Source organism: Shinella sp. CPCC 101442 (assembly GCF_024704725.1).
Lineage (GTDB): Bacteria > Pseudomonadota > Alphaproteobacteria > Rhizobiales > Rhizobiaceae > Shinella.
Genome location: NZ_JALIQS010000001.1, coordinates 200,051 through 224,391, shown reverse-complemented (window position 1 = coordinate 224,391; position 24,341 = coordinate 200,051). Strand labels below are relative to the sequence as shown.

At 62.2% G+C, this 24,341-nt stretch carries 20 protein-coding genes and 2 pseudogenes; 8 read left to right on the top strand and 14 right to left on the bottom strand.

All coding sequences use genetic code 11. From position 1 onward, the window contains the following. Complete coding sequence (locus tag MUO32_RS01090; protein WP_257946390.1) at positions 1-1,035, top strand: Gfo/Idh/MocA family protein; 1,035 nt, start codon at positions 1-3, stop codon at positions 1,033-1,035. Continuing rightward, the gene (locus tag MUO32_RS01085; RefSeq protein WP_257946389.1) at positions 1,032-2,894 is read left to right on the top strand and encodes a hypothetical protein; all 1,863 of its coding nucleotides are present in this window, start codon (positions 1,032-1,034) and stop codon (positions 2,892-2,894) included. Before MUO32_RS01090 ends, MUO32_RS01085 begins: the two co-directional genes overlap by 4 nt. Before the next feature lie 3 nt (positions 2,895-2,897). Here the strand turns inward: MUO32_RS01085 and MUO32_RS01080 are convergent, their stop codons facing one another. Further along, a complete protein-coding gene (locus MUO32_RS01080) occupies positions 2,898-3,614 on the bottom strand; it encodes a transcriptional regulator NanR (RefSeq protein ID WP_257946388.1) in 717 nt (238 codons plus the stop codon). Positions 3,615-3,764: 150 nt separating this feature from the next. On the opposite strand from MUO32_RS01080, the gene oiaX reads away from it, so the two are divergent. The 3 genes from oiaX (at position 3,765) to MUO32_RS01065 (ending at position 8,222) form a co-directional block, all read left to right on the top strand. Next, positions 3,765-5,021 (top strand): 3-oxo-isoapionate-4-phosphate decarboxylase OiaX, encoded by a 1,257-nt coding sequence (gene oiaX, locus MUO32_RS01075; RefSeq protein WP_257946387.1) that lies wholly within the window; start codon positions 3,765-3,767, stop codon positions 5,019-5,021. A 2-nt stretch (positions 5,022-5,023) separates the two neighbouring features. Continuing rightward, complete coding sequence (locus MUO32_RS01070) at positions 5,024-6,325, top strand: four-carbon acid sugar kinase family protein (RefSeq protein ID WP_257946386.1); 1,302 nt, start codon at positions 5,024-5,026, stop codon at positions 6,323-6,325. 106 nt (positions 6,326-6,431) lie between these two features. Beyond that, the gene (locus MUO32_RS01065) at positions 6,432-8,222 is read left to right on the top strand and encodes a diguanylate cyclase (protein WP_257946385.1); all 1,791 of its coding nucleotides are present in this window, start codon (positions 6,432-6,434) and stop codon (positions 8,220-8,222) included. On the opposite strand, the pseudogene MUO32_RS01060 reads toward MUO32_RS01065, so the two are convergent. The 10 genes and pseudogenes from MUO32_RS01060 to MUO32_RS01015 all read right to left on the bottom strand — a co-directional run. Then, positions 8,131-8,367, bottom strand: a pseudogene (locus tag MUO32_RS01060) (hypothetical protein); the annotation flags it as partial. The gene MUO32_RS01065 and the pseudogene MUO32_RS01060 sit on opposite strands and share 92 nt — an antisense overlap. Before the next feature lies 1 nt (position 8,368). Further along, entirely contained in the window at positions 8,369-9,268 is a 900-nt protein-coding gene (locus MUO32_RS01055) for an NAD(P)-dependent oxidoreductase (protein WP_257947139.1), read from the bottom strand. A 50-nt stretch (positions 9,269-9,318) separates the two neighbouring features. Then, entirely contained in the window at positions 9,319-10,527 is a 1,209-nt protein-coding gene (locus tag MUO32_RS01050; protein ID WP_257946384.1) for a mandelate racemase/muconate lactonizing enzyme family protein, read from the bottom strand. Positions 10,528-10,551: 24 nt separating this feature from the next. Next, positions 10,552-12,192 (bottom strand): ABC transporter ATP-binding protein, encoded by a 1,641-nt coding sequence (locus MUO32_RS01045; RefSeq protein WP_257946383.1) that lies wholly within the window; start codon positions 12,190-12,192, stop codon positions 10,552-10,554. Between the two features lie 3 nt (positions 12,193-12,195). After that, the gene (locus tag MUO32_RS01040) at positions 12,196-13,023 is read right to left on the bottom strand and encodes an ABC transporter permease (RefSeq protein WP_257946382.1); all 828 of its coding nucleotides are present in this window, start codon (positions 13,021-13,023) and stop codon (positions 12,196-12,198) included. After that, positions 13,023-13,982: an ABC transporter permease gene (locus MUO32_RS01035; protein WP_257946381.1), complete on the bottom strand. Its 960-nt coding sequence runs from the start codon at positions 13,980-13,982 to the stop codon at positions 13,023-13,025. Before MUO32_RS01035 ends, MUO32_RS01040 begins: the two co-directional genes overlap by 1 nt. A gap of 80 nt (positions 13,983-14,062) precedes the next feature. Beyond that, positions 14,063-15,652 carry an ABC transporter substrate-binding protein gene (locus MUO32_RS01030; RefSeq protein ID WP_257946380.1) on the bottom strand — a complete coding sequence of 530 codons (1,590 nt, stop codon included), beginning with the start codon at positions 15,650-15,652 and terminating at the stop codon, positions 14,063-14,065. Positions 15,653-15,687: 35 nt separating this feature from the next. Further along, on the bottom strand, positions 15,688-17,181 hold the full coding sequence (locus MUO32_RS01025; protein WP_257946379.1) for an aldehyde dehydrogenase family protein: 1,494 nt from the start codon (positions 17,179-17,181) through the stop codon (positions 15,688-15,690). After that, the gene (locus tag MUO32_RS01020; protein ID WP_257946378.1) at positions 17,178-18,287 is read right to left on the bottom strand and encodes a mandelate racemase/muconate lactonizing enzyme family protein; all 1,110 of its coding nucleotides are present in this window, start codon (positions 18,285-18,287) and stop codon (positions 17,178-17,180) included. The genes MUO32_RS01025 and MUO32_RS01020 overlap by 4 nt, the downstream gene beginning before the upstream one ends. Further along, a complete protein-coding gene (locus tag MUO32_RS01015) occupies positions 18,284-19,933 on the bottom strand; it encodes a GMC family oxidoreductase (protein ID WP_257946377.1) in 1,650 nt (549 codons plus the stop codon). The genes MUO32_RS01020 and MUO32_RS01015 overlap by 4 nt, the downstream gene beginning before the upstream one ends. Positions 19,934-20,080: 147 nt before the next feature. Between MUO32_RS01015 and MUO32_RS01010 the strand changes: the two genes are divergently transcribed. Further along, positions 20,081-21,091: a LysR family transcriptional regulator gene (locus MUO32_RS01010; protein ID WP_257946376.1), complete on the top strand. Its 1,011-nt coding sequence runs from the start codon at positions 20,081-20,083 to the stop codon at positions 21,089-21,091. 274 nt (positions 21,092-21,365) lie between these two features. On the opposite strand, the pseudogene MUO32_RS29265 reads toward MUO32_RS01010, so the two are convergent. After that, positions 21,366-21,470, bottom strand: a pseudogene (locus tag MUO32_RS29265) (hypothetical protein); the annotation flags it as partial. Between the two features lie 173 nt (positions 21,471-21,643). Here MUO32_RS29265 and MUO32_RS01000 point away from each other — a divergent pair. Both MUO32_RS01000 and arsK read left to right on the top strand, forming a co-directional pair. Further along, on the top strand, positions 21,644-22,012 hold the full coding sequence (locus MUO32_RS01000) for a helix-turn-helix transcriptional regulator (RefSeq protein ID WP_257946375.1): 369 nt from the start codon (positions 21,644-21,646) through the stop codon (positions 22,010-22,012). Continuing rightward, a complete protein-coding gene (arsK, locus tag MUO32_RS00995; RefSeq protein ID WP_257946374.1) occupies positions 21,978-23,222 on the top strand; it encodes an arsenite efflux MFS transporter ArsK in 1,245 nt (414 codons plus the stop codon). The genes MUO32_RS01000 and arsK overlap by 35 nt, the downstream gene beginning before the upstream one ends. Here arsK and arsH read toward each other — a convergent pair. Both arsH and arsC read right to left on the bottom strand, forming a co-directional pair. Continuing rightward, on the bottom strand, positions 23,214-23,924 hold the full coding sequence (gene arsH, locus MUO32_RS00990; RefSeq protein ID WP_257946373.1) for an arsenical resistance protein ArsH: 711 nt from the start codon (positions 23,922-23,924) through the stop codon (positions 23,214-23,216). The genes arsK and arsH overlap by 9 nt on opposite strands. Next, positions 23,917-24,339: an arsenate reductase (glutaredoxin) gene (arsC, locus tag MUO32_RS00985; protein ID WP_257946372.1), complete on the bottom strand. Its 423-nt coding sequence runs from the start codon at positions 24,337-24,339 to the stop codon at positions 23,917-23,919. The genes arsH and arsC overlap by 8 nt, the downstream gene beginning before the upstream one ends. Between the last annotated feature and the right edge of the window lie 2 nt (positions 24,340-24,341).

Below are 24,341 nucleotides of genomic sequence, written 5' to 3'. Positions count from 1 at the left end.
ATGGCGAAGACGAAGGGTGCGCTCATCGGCTGCGGCTTCTTCGCCGTCAACCAGATGCATGGCTGGCAGGACCTGCCGGACGTCGAGATCGTGGCGATCTGCGACCGTGATCCGCAACGGCTTGCGATCGTCGGCGAACAGTTCGGTGTCGACAGGCGTTATCACTCGGCGGACGACATGTTTGCCGACGGCGGCTTCGATTTCGTCGATATCGCAACGACGGTCGGCAGCCATCGGGCACTGGTGGAGCTTGCCGCCAGCCACAAGGTTCCGGCGATCTGCCAGAAGCCCTTTGCGCCGACGCTTGAAGATGCCAAGGCGATGGTCGCCGCCGCTGACAAGGCCGGCATTCCACTGATGATCCACGAGAATTTTCGCTGGCAGACACCCATTCTTGCGGTGAAGGCGGTGCTGGACGGCGGCGCGATCGGCGATCCCTTCTGGGGTCGTGTCTCCTTCCGCTCCGGCTTCGATGTCTTCTCCGGTCAGCCCTATCTCGCCAAAGGCAAGCGCTTCATCATCGAAGACCTCGGCATCCATTCGCTCGATATCGCCCGCTTCCTGTTCGGCGACGCTAGCCGCATGACCGCCCGTACGCGCCGCATCAATCCGGACATTGCCGGCGAAGACGTGGCTACCATGCTGCTCGACCACGACAACGGCATCACCTCGATCGTCGATGTCAGCTACGCGACGAAGTTGCCGGAAGAACCGTTCCCGGAGACCTTCGTCGAAATTGATGGCAGTAAAGGCACGCTGCGCCTCGGCAAGGATTACAAGCTCGTCGTCCACGGGCCTGATGGCACGACGGAAAACATCGTCGCGCCGAACCTGCTGCCCTGGGCGTCGCGTCCCTGGCACAACATTCAGGAAAGCGTTGCGCTCATCCAGAAACATTGGGCCGAACGGCTGACAGAGGGCCGTGAGCCGGACACGTCCGGTCGCGACAATCTCAAGACCTTTGCCCTCGTCGAGGCAGCGTATTTGAGCGCCGAGCGCGGCGAGACCGTTACCATCGCGGACCTGCTTTCATGAGCAGTGACCTGCTCAGGCTCTATGGTACGAACGAGCGCGAGCCGGAAAACCGCATATTCACCGCCGGTGACCTGAACGTGGCATTTCAGGACGGCAATCTGCGCACGCTGCGCTTTCGTGGCCATGAAGTGCTGCGCGGTGTTTCCTTTCTTGTTCGGGACAAGGATTGGGGTACGTGTAGCGCCGAGATCTCGGGCCTCGATGTGCAAGAGTCCGGGGAGCGTTTCGACATTGCCTATACGGCCCGCTTCAAGGCTCCCTCCGGTGCCCATCTCGATTGCACCATAACCATTTCCGGCACGGCGACAGCGGTGACGTTCGCAGCCGACTGCGTCAGCGATGCCGATTTCGAAACCGCGCGCGCGGGGTTCGTCGTGCTGCACCCGGTCATCGGCGTTTCGGGGCAACCCGTCGATGTCCGCCATGGCGATGGTCGTGTCGAGCGCGCGCAGTGGCCGGACCGTATCGAGCCTTGGCAACCGTTCAAGGACATCTCCGCCATCACCCATCGGGTCGCGCCTGGCATCTCGGCGGTGACGGAATTTGTTGGCGATATCTTCGAGATGGAAGACCAGCGCAACTGGACCGATGGTTCCTACAAGACCTATGTGCGCCCGTTGGCGCTGCCCTGGCCCTATCTCGTGTCGAAGGACCAGCCGTTCAGCCAGAAGGTGGCCGTCGAAATTCAGGCTGCGGACGATGCCGTGCCTGCGACCGGCACCTCGGATGTCATCACTGTGCAGCTGGCACCGACGGCCCGCCGCTTTCCCGAAATCGGCGTCGGCCTGCGCCCGGAATGCCTTGCGCAGGAACTGGCGGCCGTCGATACCCTGAGGACCATCGGCGCACGGCACCTCATCGCCCATTTCGATCCGGATGCCGGCCATGGCATAGCGGCCTTGAAGGGCTATGCCGATATCGCGGAAAAATCCGGCCTCAAGGTCACGCTGGAACTCGCCGTGCCGTGCAGGCGCCCACTCGCCGAAGAGATGGCCGGCTTTGCCGCGCTGGTGCGGGATGCCGGCCTGATACTGGAGACGCTCTTCGTCTGTCCGTCGGTCGATCGCCAGTCGACACCGCCCGGCAGCATCTGGCCGGAGTGCCCTCCGCTGGAGCATGTCTACGCCGCGGCGCGGGCTGCCTTTCCCGGCGTCCGTCTCGGCGGCGGCATGATGAGCTATTTCACGGAACTCAACCGCAAGCGGGTGCCTGGCGATCTTGTCGATTATGTCAGCCATTGCACGAACCCCATCGTGCATGCGGCCGACGATCTCTCGGTCATGCAGACTTTCGAGGCTCTGCGCTCCGTGGTCAGTTCGACCCGTGCCATCTACGGCGAAAAGCCCTATCGCATTGGCCCGTCGACGCTGGCCATGCGGCAGAACCCCTATGGCAGTGCGACGAAAGAAAATTCTGCGGGTGCACGCATTCCCATGGCGAATATCGACCCGCGGCACAACGGTGCGTTCGGTGCTGCCTGGACGCTGGCTTATGCTGCGACGGTTGTTGGGGCTGGGCTGGAGGTCCTGACGCTTTCCACGCTCGCAGGCTCGTTCGGGCTAGTGGCGGGCGAGGGCGAGGCAACAGCGCAGGGGGCGCTACGGCCACTCGCCCATGTCCTGGAAAGCCTGGGCGCGTTGACGGGGCAGGATGTGTATTCCGTCGAGACATCACGGCCGAATGCGGTGCTGGGTCTTGCATCGACGGAGCGGCTTCTGATGGCAAATATCACGGCCGAGATGCAGAGAGTGGCCCTACCAGCGCTGCCGCTCGCGGTTTCGCTGATCGGAGGAGAGGCCTTGCCGGTCTCGGAACAGGTGATCGTCCCGCCCTACGGCTGCGTCGAGGTCGTGCTCTGAACCCTATTTCTGCCCTTTGAGGGCATAGAGCGCGCGGGAGCGTTCGAGGTGCTTGATCATCGCCTTCTCGGCAAGGTCCGCATTGCCCTTCTCGATGGTGCGGATGATTTCCTCATGCTCGGCGAGCGTAAAATTCTCGCGGCCCGTCCAGATGAGCATTTCGGTATGATAGGATTTCAGCCAGCCCAGCATTGCGCCGCAGACGGCGGCGAAGATCGGATTGCCCGAGATCTGCGCGATATATTGGTGAAATTCCATATCGGCATCGATGAAGGCGTCGGCATCGCCAAGGCTGGCTTTCTGTTTGTCGAGGAGGGCGCGCAGTTCGGCGATGTGCTGCGGGGTGGCCCGGGTCGCGGCCTCACGGATCATGCCGCGCTCGAAGAAGATACGGGCGCTCTTCAGGTGCTCCAGCGAGTCGGAGGAGCCGGAGAGCATCATCTTGGCCGGCAGGTCGACCTGCCGGAAGATGGATTCGGCAGTGATGCGGAGCACTTTGGCGCGCTCGCCCTGTGAAATCTCGACCAGGCCCTTGCCGGCGAGCGCCTGCATGGCCTCGCGAATGGCCGGGCGGCCGACGCCGTAGCGCTCCATGAGTTCGCGCTCGGAAGGCATGTCGTCGCCGGCCTTCAACTCGCCGGTCTCGATCATGGCCTTCAATCGCGCGAAAACTTCGTCGGAAAGTTTCTTGCGGATGATGGGTTCGGAAACGACGTTCATGAGTCACCTGATTTCGACAGGTTTGAATATGCACCAAGTTCCTTCGCCGCAACAGCTTTCACCGTGATCGGCTTGCAATAACATAAATACTCATTATACCAGCCATAAGGTATTCACAAGCGACATGTCGCGGCTGCGGAAGGATGAAACGTGATCCGTCTGACCTATCGGATAGAAACACCCGGTTCGGTGGAGAAGATGGCGACGAAGATCGCCAGCGACCAGTCGACCGGCACCTTCGTCGCGCTGCCAGGCGAGACGGAGGAATTAAAGGCGCGCGTCGCGGCCCGCGTCGTCGCCATCCGTCCGCTATCGCCGACGGACCGTGCATCATTCCCCGATGAGGCGGGCGGCGCCACGCTGTTCAATCGCGCGGATGTCGATATCGATTTCCCGCTGGACGCCGTGGGTACTGACCTCTCCGCGCTGATGACGATCGCCATCGGCGGCGTCTTTTCCATCAAGGGCATGACGGGTATCCGTATCGTCGACATGAAGCTGCCGCCCGAATTCGCCGCCGCCCATCTCGGCCCGCAATTCGGCGTATCCGGCAGTTTTGCGCTGACGGGCGTCAAGGACCGACCGATCATCGGCACCATCGTCAAACCGGCGCTCGGTCTTCGTCCGCCTGAGACGGCGGCGATGGTCGGCGAATTGATCGATGCCGGCGTGGATTTCATCAAGGACGACGAGAAGCTGATGAGCCCGGCCTATTCGTCCTTGAAGGATCGAGTCGCGGCGATCATGCCGAAGATTCTCGATCACGAGCAGAAGACGGGCAGGAAGGTCATGTACGCCTTCGGCATCAGCCATGCCGATCCGGACGAGATGCTGCGCAACCATGACACCGTGCTGGCGGCGGGCGGCAATTGCGCCGTCGTCAACATCAACTCGATCGGTTTCGGCGGGTTCGCATTCCTGCGCAAGCGCTCAGGCCTCGTGCTGCATGCCCACCGCAATGGCTGGGATGTTCTCACGCGCCATGCGGGCCTGGGCTTCGAATTTTCCGTCTGGCAGCAGTTCTGGCGGCTGCTTGGGATCGACCAGTTCCAGATCAACGGTATCCGCGTGAAATACTGGGAGCCGGACGAAAGCTTCGTGCGCTCCTATCAGGCTGTCACCACGCCGCTGTTTTCGGACAAGGACGTCGCGCTTCCTGTCATCGGTTCCGGCCAGTGGGGCGGGCAGGCGCCGGATACGATCGCGGCGACAGGTGGTTCGACGAACCTGCTTTATCTCTGTGGCGGCGGCATCGTCAGCCATCCGGGTGGACCGGGCGCGGGGGTGAAGGCGGTGAAGCAGGCGTGGGAGGCGGCCGTCGCGGGCGTGCCGCTCGAAACCTATGCCAAGGACCATCCGGAACTTCGGCAATCCATTGAAAAATTTGCCGATGGCAAGGCGGCCTAACCATGACGCGACCCCTGATAAGCTATTACGGCGATGATTTTACCGGCTCGACGGATGTGATGGAGGCGCTTGCCTCGAACGGCGTCGAGACCGTGCTCTTCCTGAAAGTGCCGGATGCGCAGTTGCTCTCGCGCTTTACCGGTGCGCGTGCCTTCGGTCTGGCCGGGGCAAGCCGAAGCGAAACGCCGGACTGGATGGATGCGCATCTCCGCGCGGCCTTCGTCTGGTTGAAGGCGCTGGATGCCGAACTTTGCCACTACAAGGTCTGCTCGACCTTCGATTCCGCCCCGCATGTCGGAAATATCGGAAGGGCAATCGAGATCGGCCGTGCGGTCTTCGGTGCCGGGACGGTGCCGCTCATCGTCGGTGCGCCGCAGATCCGTCGCTACACCGCCTTCGGCGAACTCTTCGCTGCCTATCAGGGCCGAAACTACCGCATCGACCGTCATCCGGTCATGTCGCGTCATCCGGTCACGCCGATGGATGAGGCCAATCTTCTCTTGCATCTGTCGCGTCAGACGCAGCTCTCTTCCGCCTTGGTGGACAATGTAGCGCTGCTCGGCGCGCCGGAACCCCTAGACGCCGATATCCTCCTGCTCGACGTGCTCGACCAGCCGACGCAGGCGGCGGCCGGTGCTTTGCTCTGGAATCGGATGCGTGGAAGCAGCCGCTTCGTCTGCGGCTCCTCGGGCGTCGAATATGCCCTGATCCCCGCCTGGAGGGCGGATGGTTTGATCGGTGAAAAACCGGCTTTCGCCGATGCCGGTCCCGTCGACCGCATCGCCGTCGTTTCCGGCAGCGTTTCTCCCACGACCGAGCGCCAGATCCGCCATGCGCTGGCCGATGGCTTCGGAGGTGTGACGCTCGACCCGCTCGCCCTTTCCGGCGAGGACAATGCGGCAACCATTGCTGCGGCCATAGCAGCCGGTCTCAACGTGCTGGAAACCGGGCAAAGCGTCGTGCTCTATACGGCGTTGGGACCTTCTGCCGACCGGGGCGGCGAGCTCGATTCCTCCATCGGTGCGCGCCATCGTCTCGGTCGGGCGCTTGGCCGCATCCAGTCGGAACTCGTTGCGCGGACGGGTCTCGCACGCGCCGTCGTCGCCGGCGGCGATACGTCCAGCCATGCGCTGGGCGAGATGGGTATTGCCGCGCTCACGCTGAAGATGCCGCTGCCGCAAACGCCCGGATCTCCGCTCTGCGTCGCCCATGGCGGTCCTGCGGATGGTCTGCAGATCGCGCTCAAGGGCGGCCAGGTCGGCGGCGACGATTATTTCAGCATGATCAGGGCGGGTGCCGCGTAGGACTGATTTCCTGCCACGATCTGCTCGATCCCGCTTCCGTCTGCCATTGCAGCAATCGGCAACGTTTTCTTAATCCTCGCTCAAGCCGCCGCTGGCAGTGTAGGGTATGAGGATAACCACGATCACCAACTGGGCCTATGGCATCACGGTCGTTCTGACCGCGCTATCAGGCACCGCATTCATTCTGTCGTCACGCAGCGCGCTCGAAGAACGGGCGACCGCCGAGCAGCATCTGATGCTCGATACGCTGGCGGAAGAGCTGGCGCTTGGCGCCGAAGTCACCAGCGACGAGGCGCGGCTCTATGTCATGCGTGGCGAGGAGCGCCATCTGCAGGCGTTTCAGGTCAGCGAAGGCGAGGAGCGGCGCCGGGAGGCGGCAGCCGCCAAACTTGCGTCGCAGGGCCTGGTGCCAGCCGAGGCGCAGGCACTGCTTGCCATCAATGCGGATGCGGAGGAACTGGACAAGATCGAACGCACCGCGATCGAGGCCTACCAGCGCGGAGACAAGGCTGCGGCGCAGGATCTCCTGTTCGGTCAGGAGCACGAACGGGTCCAGCAGGCGCTTCTCCAGACGGTCGCCCATTTCCGCGACCTGACGGCAACACGCTCGGGCGCCGAACTGGAAGCGGCGCGTGCGCGCAGCAACACATGGAGCCTTGTCGCCAAGATCATGCTGGCGGTGACGGGCGCGCTGTTCGTGGCAGTGCTTTATTTCGTTCTGCGGCGGCGGGTGGCGATGCCGTTGACGCGCATGACGGGCATCGTCAGCCGCCTCGCCAAGCAGGATTACACCGTCGAGGTGCCGGTCGACCGCAGAAGCGATGAAATCGGCGAGATGAGCGAGGCCATCGAGATCTTTCGCGCCAATCTGATCGAACGCGAACGGCTTGATACCGAGCGGCGGGCGGACCAGCAAACAAAAGATCTGATCCTGCAGATGATGCACCGCGTGCAGGCGTGCCAGAACCAGGCCGAGCTGACGGATGTCATCGTCCGCTTCGCGCCGCAGATATTTCCCGGCCTTGCCGGCGGGCTCTATGTGCTGAGTGAGGCCAACACGTCGCTGACGCGTACCGGCGCATGGCTTGAACCGCAGCATTCGGCGGCCGTGTTTCCCGCGGCGGAATGCTGGGGTCTCAGGCGTGGCCGATCTCATCACAGCAGCGTCAACGGTTCCGACGTGCCGTGCCAGCATATCAACCCGCCCGGCATTGCGGCCCTTTGCGTGCCCCTGACGGCGCAGGGCGATATGATCGGGCTTCTCTACTTCGAAGAGCGGGAGACCGAGGCGCTCGGGCCGGCGGGCCCACGGCTCTATCTCGAGCTGATCGCGGAGAATGTCGGCCTCGCCCTCGCCAATCTGCAACTGCGGGAAAAGCTGACGATGCTCGCCGTCAGCGATCCGCTCACGGGTCTGTTCAATCGTCGCTTCCTGGACGAGACGCTGCAACGGCATGCGCGAGACCACAGGCATGAGCCGCTTGCCTGCCTAATGATCGATATCGACCACTTCAAACGCTTCAACGATCAGTTCGGGCATGATGCGGGCGATCTCGTCATGCAGTTCGTCGGGCAGACGCTGCGCGAAACCTGCGGCGCGACCGGCAATGCGTTCCGGTTCGGCGGAGAGGAATTTACCGCACTCCTGCCGTCCCTCGATGAACAGGGCGCGGCCGATCTCGCTGACACGCTGCGTGAAAAGGTCAGCAGCGTCGCGCTTTCTCACGCCGGGCAAATTCTGGGTATGGTCTCCGTCTCCGTGGGCGTGGCGGCCTCTCCTGTCGGTGGCTCCGTCGAAACGCTGATCACGCGCGCCGATGCCGCTTTGCTCGAAGCCAAGGCGAAGGGACGAAACAGGACGGTCGCCGCAAGCGCGGTGAAGAAGGTGCTCTCCTAGGATGAGGTCCCCACCCTAGGGAAGGCCCCCCGAGATCCCGGGAGTCCTGTCCGAACGAGCCGAACTCCCGGCTGATGCCGGATTTCTTGAAGCCGCCGAACGGGGCGAGCGGCTCGTGCGACGCGCGGTTGATCGCGACCCGGCCGTCACTCCAGGCGCGCCGGGAATCCCTCCGCCCGGAGATCCTGCCCGACGGCGTCTTCCAACAACTTGACGATCTGGGTCGACTGGGCAGTACCGCCGTAGGTTTCCTTTCCCTTGAGAAAAATCTCGTTTGTACGCTGGGCGAGCTCCAGTGGAACGTTGAAGGCGCTGCCGTAATTCATTGCAAATCCGAGATCCTTCAAAGCAAGGTCCATCGTAAAGCCGACGTCGTAGCTGCCATTGAGGATGAGTTGGCCTTCCGTTTCGTGAACGAAGCTGTTGCCGGAACTTGCCTTAATTGCCTGCCAGGCCTGCGCCAGATCGATGCCGCCGCGCTTGGCAAGCATAAGGGCCTCGCCATCGGCCACGAGATGAATGAAGGCCAGCATATTGGTGATCACCTTGATCACAGCCGCATTGCCGAGCGGACCCATATAGAAAATCTTGTCGCCCATCGCCTGCAATGCAGGAAGGTGCCGATCGAAGAGGTCCTTCTGTCCGCCGGCGAGCATGGTGATTTTGCCCTGCGCGGCAAGGTGGACACCGCCGGTCACGGGCAACTCCATGGTCGTGACGCCCTTCGCTGCGGCTTCGGATGCAAGCCGAAGTATCTCTTCACGGCCAACTGTGGACATCTCGATCCAGGTCAGTCCTGGTTTTGCCGCACCGAGGATTTGGCCGAGGACCGCCTGCGAAATCTGCGGCGACGGAAGACAGGTCAGAACGACGTCACATTGCTGAGAAAGCGAACTGACGGAATCGGCCCATGTCGCGCCTGCCTGGATAAGCTTTTCGGCCGTCGCGGGTGCCCGATCATGCACGACGAGCCCGAAGCCCGCGCGCAGCAGGCTGGCCGCCAGATGCCCCCCCAGATTTCCGAGCCCGATGAAACCATAGCGCATTGCAGGACCTTTCTGTCGTCGAGGAGGTTGTTGTCCTTGTCCAGGATCGATCACGGCACGACCGGTTCGGCGACAAGGTTCAGGTGGAGTTCGCTACCCTTATAGGGGGCTGCAACGATCGCCTCGTCGTTCAATGTCACGCCGAGACCGGGAGCTGTCGGCGGAATGACGAAACCGTTTTCCCAGACGATCGGCTCGTTGAGAAACCGCATGAAGGGGCCATCGAAACGGCCGATCGATTCCAGGATGAGAAAGTTCGGACTGCACGTCGCGATCTGGATATTGGCGGCTGCCACGACCGGGCCACAATAGAGATGCGGCGCAATCTGCGCAGATCGCGTCTCCGCCATCGCGGCGATCTTCTTTGCTTCCAGTATGCCACCCACGCGGCCGAGGTTCATTTGCAGGATGGAAGCGGCGCCTGCCTCGAGCAGGCGCGCAAATTCATGTTTGGTGCAAAGGCGTTCGCCAGCGGCGATCGGGATGGCGGTGTAGCGGGCGACTTCCGCCATGTCCCCAGGATTTTCCGGTGGGATAGGTTCCTCGAACCATAGTGGATCGTAGGCTTCGAGCCGGCGGGCCAGGCGCTTGGCGCCGGAAACGGTGAACTGCCCATGGGTGCCGAACAGCAGGTCGGCTCTGTTGCCGACGGCTTGCCGGATGCGTTTGCAGAATTCTTCCGACCGCCAAAGATCCTCCATGCGAGGCTGATGGCCATCATAGATCGTATAGGGGCCGGCCGGGTCGAATTTGACGGCGGTGAAGCCCTCTTCGACAGCGGAAGCAGCTACCGCGGCGGCAATATCTGGATCGTTATAGACGTTGGGAAGGCCCGGGTCGGGATAAACATCGCCATGCGGCGGATAAAGATAGGTGTAGCTGCGCAGCCGCTCATGGACCTTGCCGCCCAGAAGTTGATAGACGGGCTGGCCCGCGGCCTTGCCGATGATATCCCAGCAGGCCATTTCAAGGCCGCTCAGGACGCCCGTTACGGTCACATCCGGGCGCATCGTAAAGCCGGCCCCATAACTCCTGCGCCACATCTGCTCGATATGATGCGGATCATTGCCTTCGAACTGGCGAGTGAACATGTCGACGGCCATCGCCGCGCAAAGATGCGGGCTGAACGTGGCGTTGTAGATTTCCCCCACCCCGCTGATGCCGCAGACCGTGGTCAGGCGGACGAATATGAAGTACCGGCCGCCATGACGCGGCGGCGGGTTGGCGACAACGAAGGTTTCTATTCGATCGAGCTTCATCGAGGGCCCCCTGTAAAACCAGTGTCAGGAAAAAGGTTCTGCGTTCCTGGACGTCAACGTGCGTGTCAGCCAGTCGGGATCCATTTCCGGCACGGACTGGAGAAGTCGCGTCGTGTAGCCGCTCGCGGGACGGGCGAAGACATCGCCGACATTGCCGGCTTCCGCGATACGTCCATGCTGCATCACGATCACCTCATCCGCAACGGCCTTCACCGTCGACAGGTCGTGCGTGATGAACAGGAGCGCAAGGTTGCGCTCCTTCTGGATATCCGCCAGCAGCTTCAGGATACCGGCGGCGACGATCTGATCGAGCGCGGAAGTCACTTCATCACAGATGATGAGTTTCGGTTCCGCTGCGAGCGCGCGCGCGATGCCGATGCGTTGTTTCTGCCCACCGGACAATTCGGACGGCAACCGGTTCATGTATTTCGCCGGGTCGAGTTCGATCTGTTCCAGCAGACCGGCGATGCGCCTGTCCCGCTCGCGCCCGCGCAGGCCGAGATAGAACTCCATCGGACGACCGACGATATCGCGGATGCGCTGCTTCGGATTAAGCGCTGTGTCGGGCATCTGGTAGACCATCTGGATGTGGCGCAGATCCTCTCGCGAGCGGGTGCGGTAGTCCGCAGCGAGCCGTCGCCCCTCGAACAGGACCTCTCCGAGCGAAGGTCTCACGACGCCGCTGATGACGCGCGCCGCGGTCGATTTCCCGGAGCCGGATTCACCGACGACGGCGACGGTTCGGCCTGCATGCACGTCAAAGGAAACACCTTCGAGGACTTTCAGCGCGCCATAGGCGGCATCGATGTTGCGCACGCTCAAGACCGGCCCCACGGTCGGACGTTCCGGCGCGCGCGCATGATCCAGAGAACGTACGGACCATAGGGATTTGGTATAGTCCTCTTTCGGGTCGCGGAGCATGGTGCGGGTAGGGGCGGTCTCCACCGCCCTGCCGCTTTTCAGCACCGTGATGCGGTCCGCCATCTGCGCCACGACCGCAAGGTCATGGCTAATGTAAATCGCGGCCGTGCCGAACTGCCTGACGATATCGCGAATCGTTGCCAGAACCTCGATCTGGGTCGTGACGTCGAGGGCGGTGGTGGGCTCGTCGAAGATGATCAGATCGGGCCGGCACGCCATCGCCATCGCCGTCATGGCGCGCTGCAGCTGGCCGCCCGAGACCTGATGCGGATAACGGAAACCGATCTCTTCGGGTTGCGGCAGCCGCATGCGCCTATAGAGATCGACGGCATCCTTCATCGCCTTCTCGCGCGGCATGACCTTCTTGACGACCGGCGCTTCGCAATGCTGGACGATGAGCTTGTGGGCCGGATTGAAGGAGGCGGCAGCGGACTGCGCCACATAGGCGATGCGCTTTCCGCGCAGGTCGCGCCGGACCGTTTCGCCGGAGCCGACGAGATCGATTCCGTCAAAATCGATGGAGCCCCCCGCGATGCGGCATCCGTCGCGGGTGAAGCCCATGGCTGCCAGGCCCAATGTCGATTTCCCCGCCCCGGACTCGCCGATCAGGCCCAGAATTTCTCCGCGCGCCAAGTCGAGATCGACGCCGTCGACGAGCTTGATCCACCCTTCCGAAGAGCGGCCTTCGATCGTCAGATTGCGGATTGAAAGGAGCGGCGATCCTGCCTTGATGTCGTCGGTCATGGCTTAGTCCTTCAATCCGCTGGCCCGGTGGAGCATCCAGTCGATGACGAAGTTGATGGAGACGGTCAGCAACGCGATGGCCGCCGCCGGCAGGAGCGGCGTTACGTCGCCGAAGGAAATCAGCGTCGCGTTTTCCCGAAGCATGGAGCCCCAGTCGGCCGTCGGCGGCTGAATGCCGAGGCCGAGGAACGACAGCGCCGCGATGAACAGGAAGACGAAGCAGAAGCGCAGCCCGAATTCGGCAACGAGTGTCGAGGCGATGTTGGGCAGCACTTCCCGCAAAATCAGCCAGGGCAGCCGCTCGCCGCGCAGCCGGGCGGCCTGCACGTAATCCATGACGACGACGGTCTGCGCCGAGGCCCGCGCGAGCCGGAAGACCGGAGCGACATAGATCAGCGCGATGACGAAGACCATGCTGGCGATCGAGGTGCCGACGATGGTGAGCAGCATGAGCGCCAGGATCAGCGACGGAATGGCCATGATCACGTCGATGATCCTGGAGAGGATGCGGTCGGTCATGCGCCCGAGAAGAGCGGCGAGAATGCCCAGGATCGAGCCGATGGTGAAGGCGATGACCGTGGTGAGCAGCGCAAGGCCGACGGTATTGCGCGTGCCATAGACAAGCCGCGTGAACATATCGCGGCCGAGATTGTCCGTTCCGAGGAGATACTGCCGGCTCCACGGCTCATACTGGGCTCCGACCACGGCGGTTTCGCCGTAGGGTGCAATCAACGGCGCGAAGAGACCTATGACGGCAACGATGAGTATGACGATCATGCCGAAGCGCGCGGTGAAGGGGGCGGCGGCAAAAAGCCGGAAAAGGTTTGCCATCAGCCTTCTCCATTCAGAATGCGCGGATTGCTGACGATGGACAAAAGGTCGGCGATCAGGTTGAGCAGAATGTAGGCAGCCGCGAAGATGAGACCGACCGACTGGACGACCATGACGTCGCGATGGCTGACCGCGTCCACGAACAGCTGGCCAAGCCCCGGATAGACGAAGACCACTTCGACCACCACGACGCCCACGACGAGATAGGCGAGGTTCAGCGCCACCACGTTGATGATGGGCGCGAGGGCGTTCGGAAGGGCGTGGAACAGAATGACGCGCAGGCGGCCCATGCCCTTGAGCCGCGCCATCTCGATGTAGGGGCTCGCCAGCACGTTGATGATAGCTGCGCGCGTCATGCGCATCATATGGGCGACGACCACCAGTACGAGCGTCAGGGCTGGAAGGAACGAGCGATACAGCAACTCTCCGAACGGCATTGCGGCGTCGATGTTGGAGAGCGAGGGAAACAGCGCCATGCGCACCGAGAAAAACAGGATCAGAACATAGGCGACGAAGAATTCCGGCAGGGAAACGCAGACCAGGGCGACGACGTTGCAGAGCCGGTCGAAGACCGAATTCCTGTAGAGCGCGGCCAGAACGCCGAGGGTGAGCGCCAGCGGGATGGAGATGGCCGCGGCGAAGGAGGCGAGAAACAGCGTATTGCCGAGCCTTGCCGAAAGGAGTTCGGAAATCGGCCGATTGTTCGAGAGGGAATTGCCGAAATCGCCGTGCAGGGCGCCCGCCAGCCATTGGAAATAACGCTGGACGGCCGGCTGGTCGAGGCCGAGCTCCCTGCGGAACGCCTCAACGGTTTCGGGCGTCGCGGATTGGCCGAGTATCTGCTGCGCAAGATCGCCAGGCAGCAGCTCGACACCGAGGAAGATCAGCGCGGAAATCGCGATCAGGGTGACGACACCCAAGGCTAAACGTTCTCCGAGGAGAACCCAGATTCGTGACATGCCGCCTCCCAGCGTCGTTCGTAGGTTTCTGCTTGCCCAGCTCTGCCGGAAGAGCGTTTCCGGCAAAGCTGGGCAAGGCATCAGGCCATCCACCACCGTTCGATGAAGTGCAGGCTATCCATGTTCCACATTTCACTGAGCTGGCCGTGCTGGACGGTATCCTTCAGTGCGAAGACGTATTGGCCGAACATGGGGATCAGCGCGCCACCGTCGTCGCGGCACAGGCGTTGCATTTCGGAATACATTTCAGCACGCTTGCCCTGGTCGACCTCTGCGCGTGCTTCGAGCAGAAGCTTGTTGAAGCGTTCGTTGTTCCACTTCGTGTCGTTCCACTCGGCGTCCTTGGAGTAGCCCGCGGAGAACATCCAGTCCGGAGTCGGGCGGCCGCCCCAATAGCTGCAGCAGAAGGGTTTCACCAGCCAGACATTGGACCAGTAGCCATCGTTCGGCTGGCGAAGAACCTCGATGTTGATGTTCGCCTTCTTCGCCTGTTCGGCATAGAGGATCGACGCATCGACTGCACCCTCGAACGCGGCTTCCGCCGTGTAGAGCTGCACATTGAGGCTGGAAAGTCCTGCCTGCTTGAGATGGAACTTTGCCTTGTCGGGGTCATAGGCACGTTGCTCGATCGATGGATCGAAGAAGGGCATCGAGGAACTGACCGGATGATCGTTGCCGACAGATCCATAGCCCTTCAATACCTTTTCGACCAGTTCTTCGCGATCGATCGCGAGCTTGAGGGCCATGCGCACGTCGACGTTGTCAAAGGGCGCGGTGTTGACATGCATGGGCATCGTATAGTGAAGCGTGCCGGAAACGGTCTCGACCCGCAGGCCCGGCGCTCGCTTCAAAAGATGGATGGTCTTGAGGTCGGGTCGGTCGATGAAATCGACCTGTCCCGTCATCAGGGCATTCATGCGCGCCGTCGTATCGGAAATGGTGGTGATCTCGACCTGATCGAAATGCGCGCGACCTTCCTTCCAGTAATTGTCGCGCCGTTTCAGGCGGACGCGAACGCCCGGCTCGAAGCTTTCGATCGTATAGCCACCCGTCCCGATCTGGCTGAGCGGATCGATCTTGCCGTTTACCGCCTGCTTGATGCAGAGGTGATAGTCGGCGAAGATATAGGGGAAATCGGCATTTCCCGTCGAAAGCTCAAAGACGACAGTATGATCGTCCGGCGCCTTCATCTCCGCGATCTGGGAAAGAACCGGCTTGACCGCGGACTTCGAGTCTTCGCCGAGATGATATCCCAGGGATGCGATGACGTCGGCGGAGGTCAGCTTTCTGCCATCGGAAAATTCCACGTTCTTTCGCAGCTTGAAGGTCCAGATCTTGGCGCCAGGCTCCGGCGCGAAGCTCTCGGCTAGATCGGGCGCAATGACGCCACCAGGTGCGAATTCCGTGAGGTGGTTGAAGACGGCGTAGTTCGTCGCGAACATGAAGTCGTTGTTGTAGGTCGCGGGATCGAAGGAATCCGAGGTCGATCCTTGCAGGAAGCCGACGCGAAGCGTGCCGCCCTTCTTGGGAACGGCCTGTTCCGCCTGGGCGAAGGCGGAGGATGCGACGGACAACGTTGCGCCAAGCGCGAGTGCCCCCGTCATGAACCCGCGACGGTCCATTTTTCCCGCCAAGAACGAGCGCTTCAATATATCAAACTGGTCTGTCATGCCTGCCTCCCTGTGAATGATGAATTGCCTTCCGCTCAATGGCGGATGGTGATCGCCTTCGTGCGTGTGTAGGCCTCGATCCCTTCGAGCCCTTTTTCCCGCCCGAAGCCGGACTTCTTGGTGCCGCCGAACGGCACTTCGATGCCGCCGGCCCAATAGTCGTTGACCGTGACCTGACCGGCCTCGACGCGGCGGGCGATTTTCAAGGCCTTGCCGATGTCGCGTGTATAGATGCCGGCGACGAGGCCGAACTCGGTGCCGTTGGCGACATCGATCGCTTCCTCCTCGCTGTCGACGACCTGTACCGTCAGCACAGGGCCGAAGATTTCGTCCTGAACGGCCGGATCATTGACGGATGCGCCGTCAATGATGGTCGGCTCGAAGAACCAGCCCTGTCCCGTTTCGCCATCGACCGTGGCTTGCCCGCCGGTGACGATCCGGCATCCCCGCCGGCGCGCGGCGTCGACATGGGCGGCAATGCGGTCGAGGTGAAGTTTCGAATTGATCGCGCCGACCTCGGCGGCCGGCGAGAGGCCGTGTCCGAGGTGCAGGGCGCGGGCCTTCTCGGCCAGTCTTTCCAGCATGCGGTCATGGATTGGCCGTTCGACCACGAGCCGCGACCCTGCCGAGCAAATTTGTCCCGCATTGGAGAAGATAGCCCAAAGCGCACCGTCCACCGCGCGATCCAGGTCGCAGTCGGCAAGCGCGATCAGGGGCGATTTTCCGCCCAGTTCGAGCGTCAGGCCGGTCACATTTGCCGCAGCTGCCTGCATCGCGCCGATACCCGTCGCGACGGAGCCTGTAAATGTGACATGGGAAATCGCGGGATGCCGGACGAGCGGTGCGCCCGCGTCGAGACCGAACCCCGTGACGACGTTGAGCACGCCCGCCGGCAGTCCGGCTTCGACAAGCCAGGCTGCCAGGATGAGGGCGGTGAACGGCGTCGTTTCCGCGGGCTTGACGACGGCGGCGCAGCCGGCCGCCAATGCCGGCGCGACACCGCGGGCAAAGGTCGAGGTGGGATAGTTCCACGGTATGATATGGGCCGTGACGCCGACCGGCTCGCGTTCCGTCCAGCTGGTAAGCCCGGGGCCGAGGGGGATGGAGCGTCCTTCGAGTTTGTCCGCTGCCCCCGCATAGTATTCGAAGCAGCGAATGGCGGATTGGACGTCGCCGCGTGCTTCGGCCAGCGTCTTGCCGGAATCCAGCGTTTCGACGAAGGCGAGATAGTCGCCTTTCGCCCGGATCACGTTCGCCATCCGGTTCAGAACGCGGCATCTTTCGGCCGGCGCGGTGTCGCGCCAGACCGAAAGACCCTTCTGCGCCGATTCCACGGCCCGTTCGATGTCCGCCGCATTCCCGGCCGGAAAGGTGGCGAACGGGCGTGCGAGGCCGGGGTCGAGGCTTTCGATCGTTTCGCCCGTCGCACCGGCCACTGTGGCGCCGTGGATGAAATGGCCCGTCGGCAGGCCCTCGACGCGACCGCCCGTAAAGTAGCAACGGGCAAGGTCTTCAGCGGTCAGGGTCATGCTGCGATCTCGCTTTTCTGATATAGCGAGCGGGCGAGCCAATCAGGGGAGATTTCCACGCCCCAGCCCGGACGATCGCTGACGGTCACCGTGCCGTTCGTCACGGTGTAGGGATCGTCGACGAAAAGCCCTTCCTGCCACGGATAGTAGTCAGGCCCCTCGATCGAGAATTCGAGATACTTGCCGGCATTCGGGATCGCGCGGAGAAGGTGCATCGTGAACAGGGTTACGAGGGACAGGTTGGCGCTGTGCGGTGTGCAGGGCAGGCCCGCCGCCTCGGCCATGCGGGCGACTTCCAGAGAGCGTGTCATGCCGCCCATATAGAGGATGTCGGGCTGGACGACATCCACTGCCTTCATGGCGATCATCCGTTTCCAGTGCTGCATGTCGAAGTCCTGTTCGCCACCCGTCACGTCCAGTGACAGCGCCGCGGCGACCTCGCGGGTCTGCTCCATCTCCCAATAGGGGCATGGTTCCTCGAAATGCTCGACGCCGTTGGCTTCGAGCATCTTGCCGACCTCGATGGCCCGGCGCGGCGAGTAACAGGAATTGGCATCGACCAGCAGCGCGGCATCGTTCCCCAGCGCCTTGCGGACAGTCGGAACGATACTGTCGGTCCGGCCGTCCCATTCGTCCCTGTCGTGCCCGCATTCGGAGCCGATGCGGAACTTGAAGGCGTCGAAACCGTATCGGTCGCGCAATTGCAGCAGGCGCATGGCCTCGTCTTGCGGCGTGATATCGCGACGCATGGAGGAGCCATAGGCGCGCAGCGAACCGGCAGAGCCACCGAGAAGCGCGGCCACAGGCTTTTCAGCGGCTTTGCCGCGCCAATCCCATATCGCCGTGTCGAGGCCGGACAGGGCGCGGTAGAGATAGGAGCAGGAGAAGAACTTGTGTTCGCGTTCGGGGATTTCCGTCACCAGCGCTTCAAGGTCGCCTGTATCGCGCCCGAGGGACCACGGCGCGATCTGGCGGTGAAAGACCGTTGCCGTAACATCCGCATTGTAGGTGGAGAGCTGGCCCCAGCCCATGGTCCCGTCCTCGCATGTCAGGCGCACGAAGCCGACGTACGGATCGGTGAAAGTTTCGAGCTTGCAGATTTTCATTCGCATTCCATCCCAAGGAATTGTCGATCGGATTGTTTGGCGGCTTCGAGGATCAGGTCGGCCGCGCGATGGGCGAGCATGATGGTGGGCGCGTTCGTGTTTCCCGAGGTGATGCCGGGGAAAGAGGAAGCATCGGCGACACGCAGGCCCGTGACGCCGAAGACACGCAGTTCACAATCCGTGACGCCCGTCGCCGCATCCTGCGCCATGCGGCAGGTCGAGACCGGATGAAAGACGCTGCCGCACCGCTTGCGGAAATCGTCGAGTATGCCGTCATCGTCCAGCGTCTGGATATCGGGCGCCATAGCCTCCTTCGTGAAGCGGCGCATCGCGGCCGTGCCTGCCATGCGCTGGATCAGCCGGCCGCCGGCGATTACGTCGTTCAGATCCTTCGCCGTCGAGAGGTAGTTCGGGACGATCTTCGGCGCGTCTTCCGGGTTCGGCGAGACGATCTCGATCGTGCCCCGGCTGGTCGGCCGTGTCGGCTGAAACGAAAGGATATAGCCGGGGAAGGGGTCCGGATTGATGATCGGTCGCTTGTCGGACGGCGCGGTCGTATAGGTGACGGGGTTCAGATACAGCTGCTGGTCGGGCCGCCCGAGCCCCGCGTTCGAGCGCACGAACCCGCCGCATTGGTTGACGCTCAGGCTCAGCGGCCCGCGGCGGGTCAGGATATAGCGGGCGCCCTGGATCGCCTTGCCCCACCACGGCGACAGCATCGAGTTCAAGGTGGGCTCGGTCGCCTTGTAATAGTAGTTTATGCCTAGATGGTCCTGGAGATTGGCGCCGACATTGTCGTTTGCCATGACAACGGGAATGTCGAGCCGTTGAAGAAGCGCGGCCGGCCCGATCCCCGAGGCCTGGAGCAGCTTCGGCGAATTGACGGTGCCAGCGCTGACGATGATCTCCTTACGCGCTTTGAAGACCTGAACGCCGGACGCCGACCGAACCGATACGCCCGTGGCACGCCTGTCCTCGACAATGATGCGGTCCACCAGGCAGTTCTTGAGCAGGGTGAGGTTCGGGCGGCCGAGAGCCGGCTTCAGAAACGCATCGGCGGCAGACCATCTTTTTCCGTGTCGCGTCGTGATCCGGTAGCGGGTGACGCCTTCGGGCGAGGGGCCATTGCAATCGTCCGTCACCGGCAGGCCGAGTTCCTCGGCCATGCTGAAATAGTGCCGGTTCGACGGGTGAATATCGTTGCTGACGTCGCTGACGAAGAGCGGGCCGTTGCCCTCAATCTCGCCGTTCGCCAGGATTCGGCTTTCGATTGCCTCATAGTGCGGACGCACGTTGTTCCAGCCCCAGCCCTGCGCGCCGGCCGATTCCCAGTCGTCGAAATCGGCGGGAAGTCCACGACAGTAGATGAGCGCGTTGATCGAGCTCGAACCGCCCACGACCTTGCCGCGCGGCCAATAGCTGACGCGGCCGTCGGTCTGCGGATCCGCCTCGGTCGTGTACATCCAGTTGATGCGCGAATCGAAGAAGGTCCGGCCGTAGCCGATCGGCGTCCGTATCCAGAAGCTCTTGTCCGAGCCGCCGGCCTCCAGGACCAGCACCCGGTTGGTCCCGTTTCTGGAAAGGCGGTCGGCCAGAACGCAGCCGGCAGAGCCCGCGCCCACTACGATATAGTCAAATGTATTCAAAATGCGGCCCTCCGGCCTTCCCAGGATGCATTTGGCTTCGCCGCCTGATGCCCCGTCTCCCGGCGCTAAAGTTCATTCGTGGCTTGGCCAAAGTCAAACAAAGCTTTATTGCTGTTAGGCATCATTTTATTTGAAGCGGGATCGGCCATGGCTTACGCACTTCCACCTCTTCAATGGTTGCGTGCCTTCGAGGCGGCAGCGAGATCGTCGAGTTTTTCCACGGCGGCGGCGGAACTCAATCTCACGCCGGCGGCCGTCAGCCATCAGGTCCGCTCTCTTGAGCGGCATCTACGGTTCCAATTGTTCAAAAGATTGCCCCGAGGCTTGCAGCTGACCGATGTCGGCAGGGCCTATCTGCCCAGTGTCGCAAGAACGTTCGACGAACTGACAGTCTCGACCGTAGGTCTGTTTGGTCGCAGCCAGCATACGCATGTTTCTGTCCGGGCTTCACTCCTGTTTGCCACGACCTGGGTCGCGCCACTGCTCCCGAAGTTCTATGCGAAGTTTCCGCATATCAAGATCAGGCTGCTGGCGGCGGTGTGGGCCGATACGTCGACGAGCGTCGATGTCGATGTTCGCTTCGGGGATGGTCATTGGAGTGAGTTCGAGGTGCGCCCCTTGTGGCGAGAGCCCTCGGTCCTCGTCGCCAGGAAGGATGACGTGATTGCAGGCGACTGCGACCGGGAACGGCTGCTCTCTCTTCTGAAGGGAGGCGTCGTGCAGATCATGGGCTGCGAGGATCGCTGGACGAAGATCTTGCGCAAGCACGATATTGGCGAAGCCGGATTGCGGGTCAACACGATGACGGACAACTCGCTCATCGCCCTCGAACTGACCGCCGCCGGCTTTGGGCCGTGTATCGTGCAGCAGAGCTATACGACGCACTATCTGAAGGAGCGGCACCTCCATATGCCCCTCGCCGAGGGCATATCGATCAATGAGTCCCACTTCATCCTGACCGCGCGCTCGGCCGAGCGGACGGCGCCTGAAGCGGTGATTTTCAGGGACTGGCTGATCGCCGAATTGAAGGATGTCCAGGCTGGGAGGGATGAAGCCGGTCGCATCGAGGATCATGGCAATGGCCCAATGGAGCGGGAGATCGTCGATACTGTAGGCGTGCCCACTCAACATGTTCTGCAAAATCAACAGGATTTATGAGGCGTTGATCGATCCGATCCAAAGCAGTGTCATCAACGCAAGTTCGAAGATCCGTCATCCCCGTGAATGCCGCTGTACAGACGGGTGAGACGACCCTGGGTCCCGAGAAGCGAGCCGGCGCTCCAGCCAAGCGCGGTGAAGATGTGCAATAGAGCATCCGCGGTCGGCCTCCGTCGCTGACCCCGAAGGTGAGCTTGGCCTCTGGATCGGGCAGCGCGTGATCCGAAACATTGCGGATGATCGCGGAGAGCTTCCCCGTCGGCACGTGGCTCCTGCCGTCTTCATCGATATCCCAGAGCTGGATGAACATCTCCAGCCACGCTTCTGAATTCGAGACGCAGTCGAGCGCCGAGAACGCGCCCGCCTTGACCTCGGTTATAGGATAACCCGCCCTTCACCAGGTGTCCTTCGTAGGGAAACACGAGCGATGCCTCGGGCGCAGCCGCAAGGCCGTCAAGAAGTTGGCCAAACGTGGTATCGGAGGAAATGGTCTTGTCGATTGCTGTTCTGTGCGCTATTCCTCCGATTCAATAATTCAAGGATTATTGAATAATGGATGAACGTCAAGCCCTCACGTCATTCGCGGCCCTGTCGCAACAAACCCGTCTCGCCATCGTTCGCACGCTGGTTGTCGCCGGACCGGATGGGTTGGCCGCCGGCCTCATAGCCGAGCGTATGGGCGTCTCGCCTTCGAATGTGTCTTTCCATCTGAAGGAGTTGGAGCGTTCGAGCCTTATCATGCAGCGCCGGGAATCTCGGTCGATCGTTTATAGCGCCAGCTACGATGCGCTGGCCGATCTCGTGAAATTCCTGATGGAAGACTGCTGCGCCGGACACCCCATCATCCGCGAGAACGTCCAACGGCCCGAAGGCTGCAGCAAGACGGATGTTGCCCGGAGCGAGGGCGACATCGTTGCGTAATCCGAATGTTCCTGTCGGCATCGTTGCCGCACTCGGCCTGACCCAGATCATCGGTTACGGCACCCTCTATTATAGTTTCAGCATTCTGGCGCCTGGCATGGCGGCGGATCTCGGCATTACCGTCTCGCAGGTTTTTGCCATCTTCTCCGCATCGCTCTTCGTTGGTGGTTTATCGGCACCCTATATCGGCCGGCAGATGGACCGCGTTGGGGCGTCGACCGTGATGGCTATCGGCTCGGTGTTGTCTGCCTTGACCTTGATCCTCTGCGCCTGGTCACCATCGGTGGCGATCTTCGCCTTAGCCATCGTCCTTCTGGAAATCTCGTCCGGCATGGTTCAGTATCAGGCTGCGTTCGCGGCGTTGGTCGAGGCCGGCCCACGGTCTGCATCGCGGAGCATCACCTATCTCACCCTGATCGCCGGCTTTGCTTCCACGATCTTCTGGCCGATTGCCACGGCGCTGCTCGGCTATCTCTCGTGGCGGGAAATCTACCTCGTCTATGCCGGGCTCAATCTTGCCATCTGCATGCCGTTCCACGTCTGGATCATGCGAAAAGGAAAGATGGCCGCGGTCGGCGGGCAAAGACCCATGCGCGAGCCTGTCGTCGGGGCTATTCCGCGCGAGCGTCGGCGTGGTGCGGTTATCGTCGTGTCGGCTGCATTCGCTCTGCTCAGCTTCACACTTGGAGCGATGCTGGCGCATATGGTGCCGATGCTCGGCGCGCTCGGCTTCGGAAGTGCCGCCGTCGTCATCGGCTCCCTGTTCGGCCCGGCGCAGGTTCTCAGCCGTCTCGTGAACATGATCTTCGGCACGCGGCTCGCACCGCCGGGCCTCGCGGTCGTCTCCGCGGCTTTCATGGTGCTGAGTGTCGTCATCCTGGCGCTGTCCGGCAACTGGCTCCCCGGCGCGGTCGCCTTCTCGATTTGCCTCGGCCTCGGATCGGGCATCAACAGCATCGCGCAGGGCAGCCTGCCCCTCTACCTGTTCGGCTCGGATGGATATGGTGCGCTCACCGGCAAGATGGCGGCGGCAAGACTGGCTGCTGGCGCTGCCGCCCCCTTCGCCTTCGCGGCGACGATGGAGCAGTTCAGCATAGGCGCATCGCTCGTCCTGAGCGCGTTCCTCGGCTCTATTGGTATCGTAGCCTTTGTCGTGGTGGCGGTGGCGACCAAGCGGACGCTCGTCGCCACCGCGAGCCTGTCAAATTGAGCGCAGCGACACGCGCTTCTCAAGCTCGGCCGCCTGTTCCTTCCGCTCGCTGTAGCGGTCGGTGAGATAGGCGGAAGCATCGCGCGTGAGGATGGTGAATTTCACCAGTTCCTCGCAGACGTCCACCACCCGGTCGTAGTAGGGCGAGGGCTTCATTCGGCCATCGGTGTCGAACTCCTGATAGGCCTTGGCGACCGAGGATTGATTGGGAATAGTGATCATCCGCATCCACCGGCCGAGGATACGCATCTGGTTCAGGGCATTGAAGGACTGGCTACCGCCCGAGACCTCCATGACCGCGAGGGTCTTGCCTTGCGTCGGTCGAACCGATCCGACCGAGAGCGGAATCCAGTCGATCTGCGATTTCATGATGCCGGTCATCGCGCCATGGCGTTCCGGACTCACCCAGACTTGGCCTTCCGACCATTGCGAAAGCTCGCGCAGCTCCTGCACTTTCGGATGGCTCACCGGCGTTTCGTCGGGGAGCGGCAAGCCCTTTGGATCGAACATGCGCACGTCGCATCCGAGCCGTTCGAGCAGCCGGCGGGCCTCGAACGCGAGCAGGCGGCTATAGGAAACCTCGCGCAGCGAGCCATAGAGGATCAGGATGCGCGGCTTGTGTGTCGAGAACGCCGGGCGCAGGGCATCGAGATCGGTCGAGTGCAGGTGATCATCCTGCAATGCGGGGAATGTGTCAGGCAATGCGCTTTCCTTCCCGGTCAAGAACCTGCTCACCGTCTTCCTTGAAGAATGGCCCCTTGAAGGGGGCCGGCAGGATGTCGAGCACCGCTTCGGAGGGGCGGGCGAGCCTCGTGCCGAGCGGTGCCACGACGAAGGGACGGTTGATGAGGATCGGCGTCGCGATCATCGCGTCGAGCAACTGCTCGTCGGTCAGGTTCGGGTTGTCGAGGCCGAGTTCGGCATAGGGCGTGCCCTTCTCGCGAATGGCTTCCCGGACCGTCAACCCGGCGTCTGCGATCATCGTTGCAAGCTGCTCGTGTGTCGGCGGATGCTGCAGGTACTCGATGACAACAGGGTCGATCCCGACCGCGCGGATCAGTGCCAATGTGTTGCGGGACGTTCCGCAGGCGGGGTTATGATAGATGGTGACGTCCATTC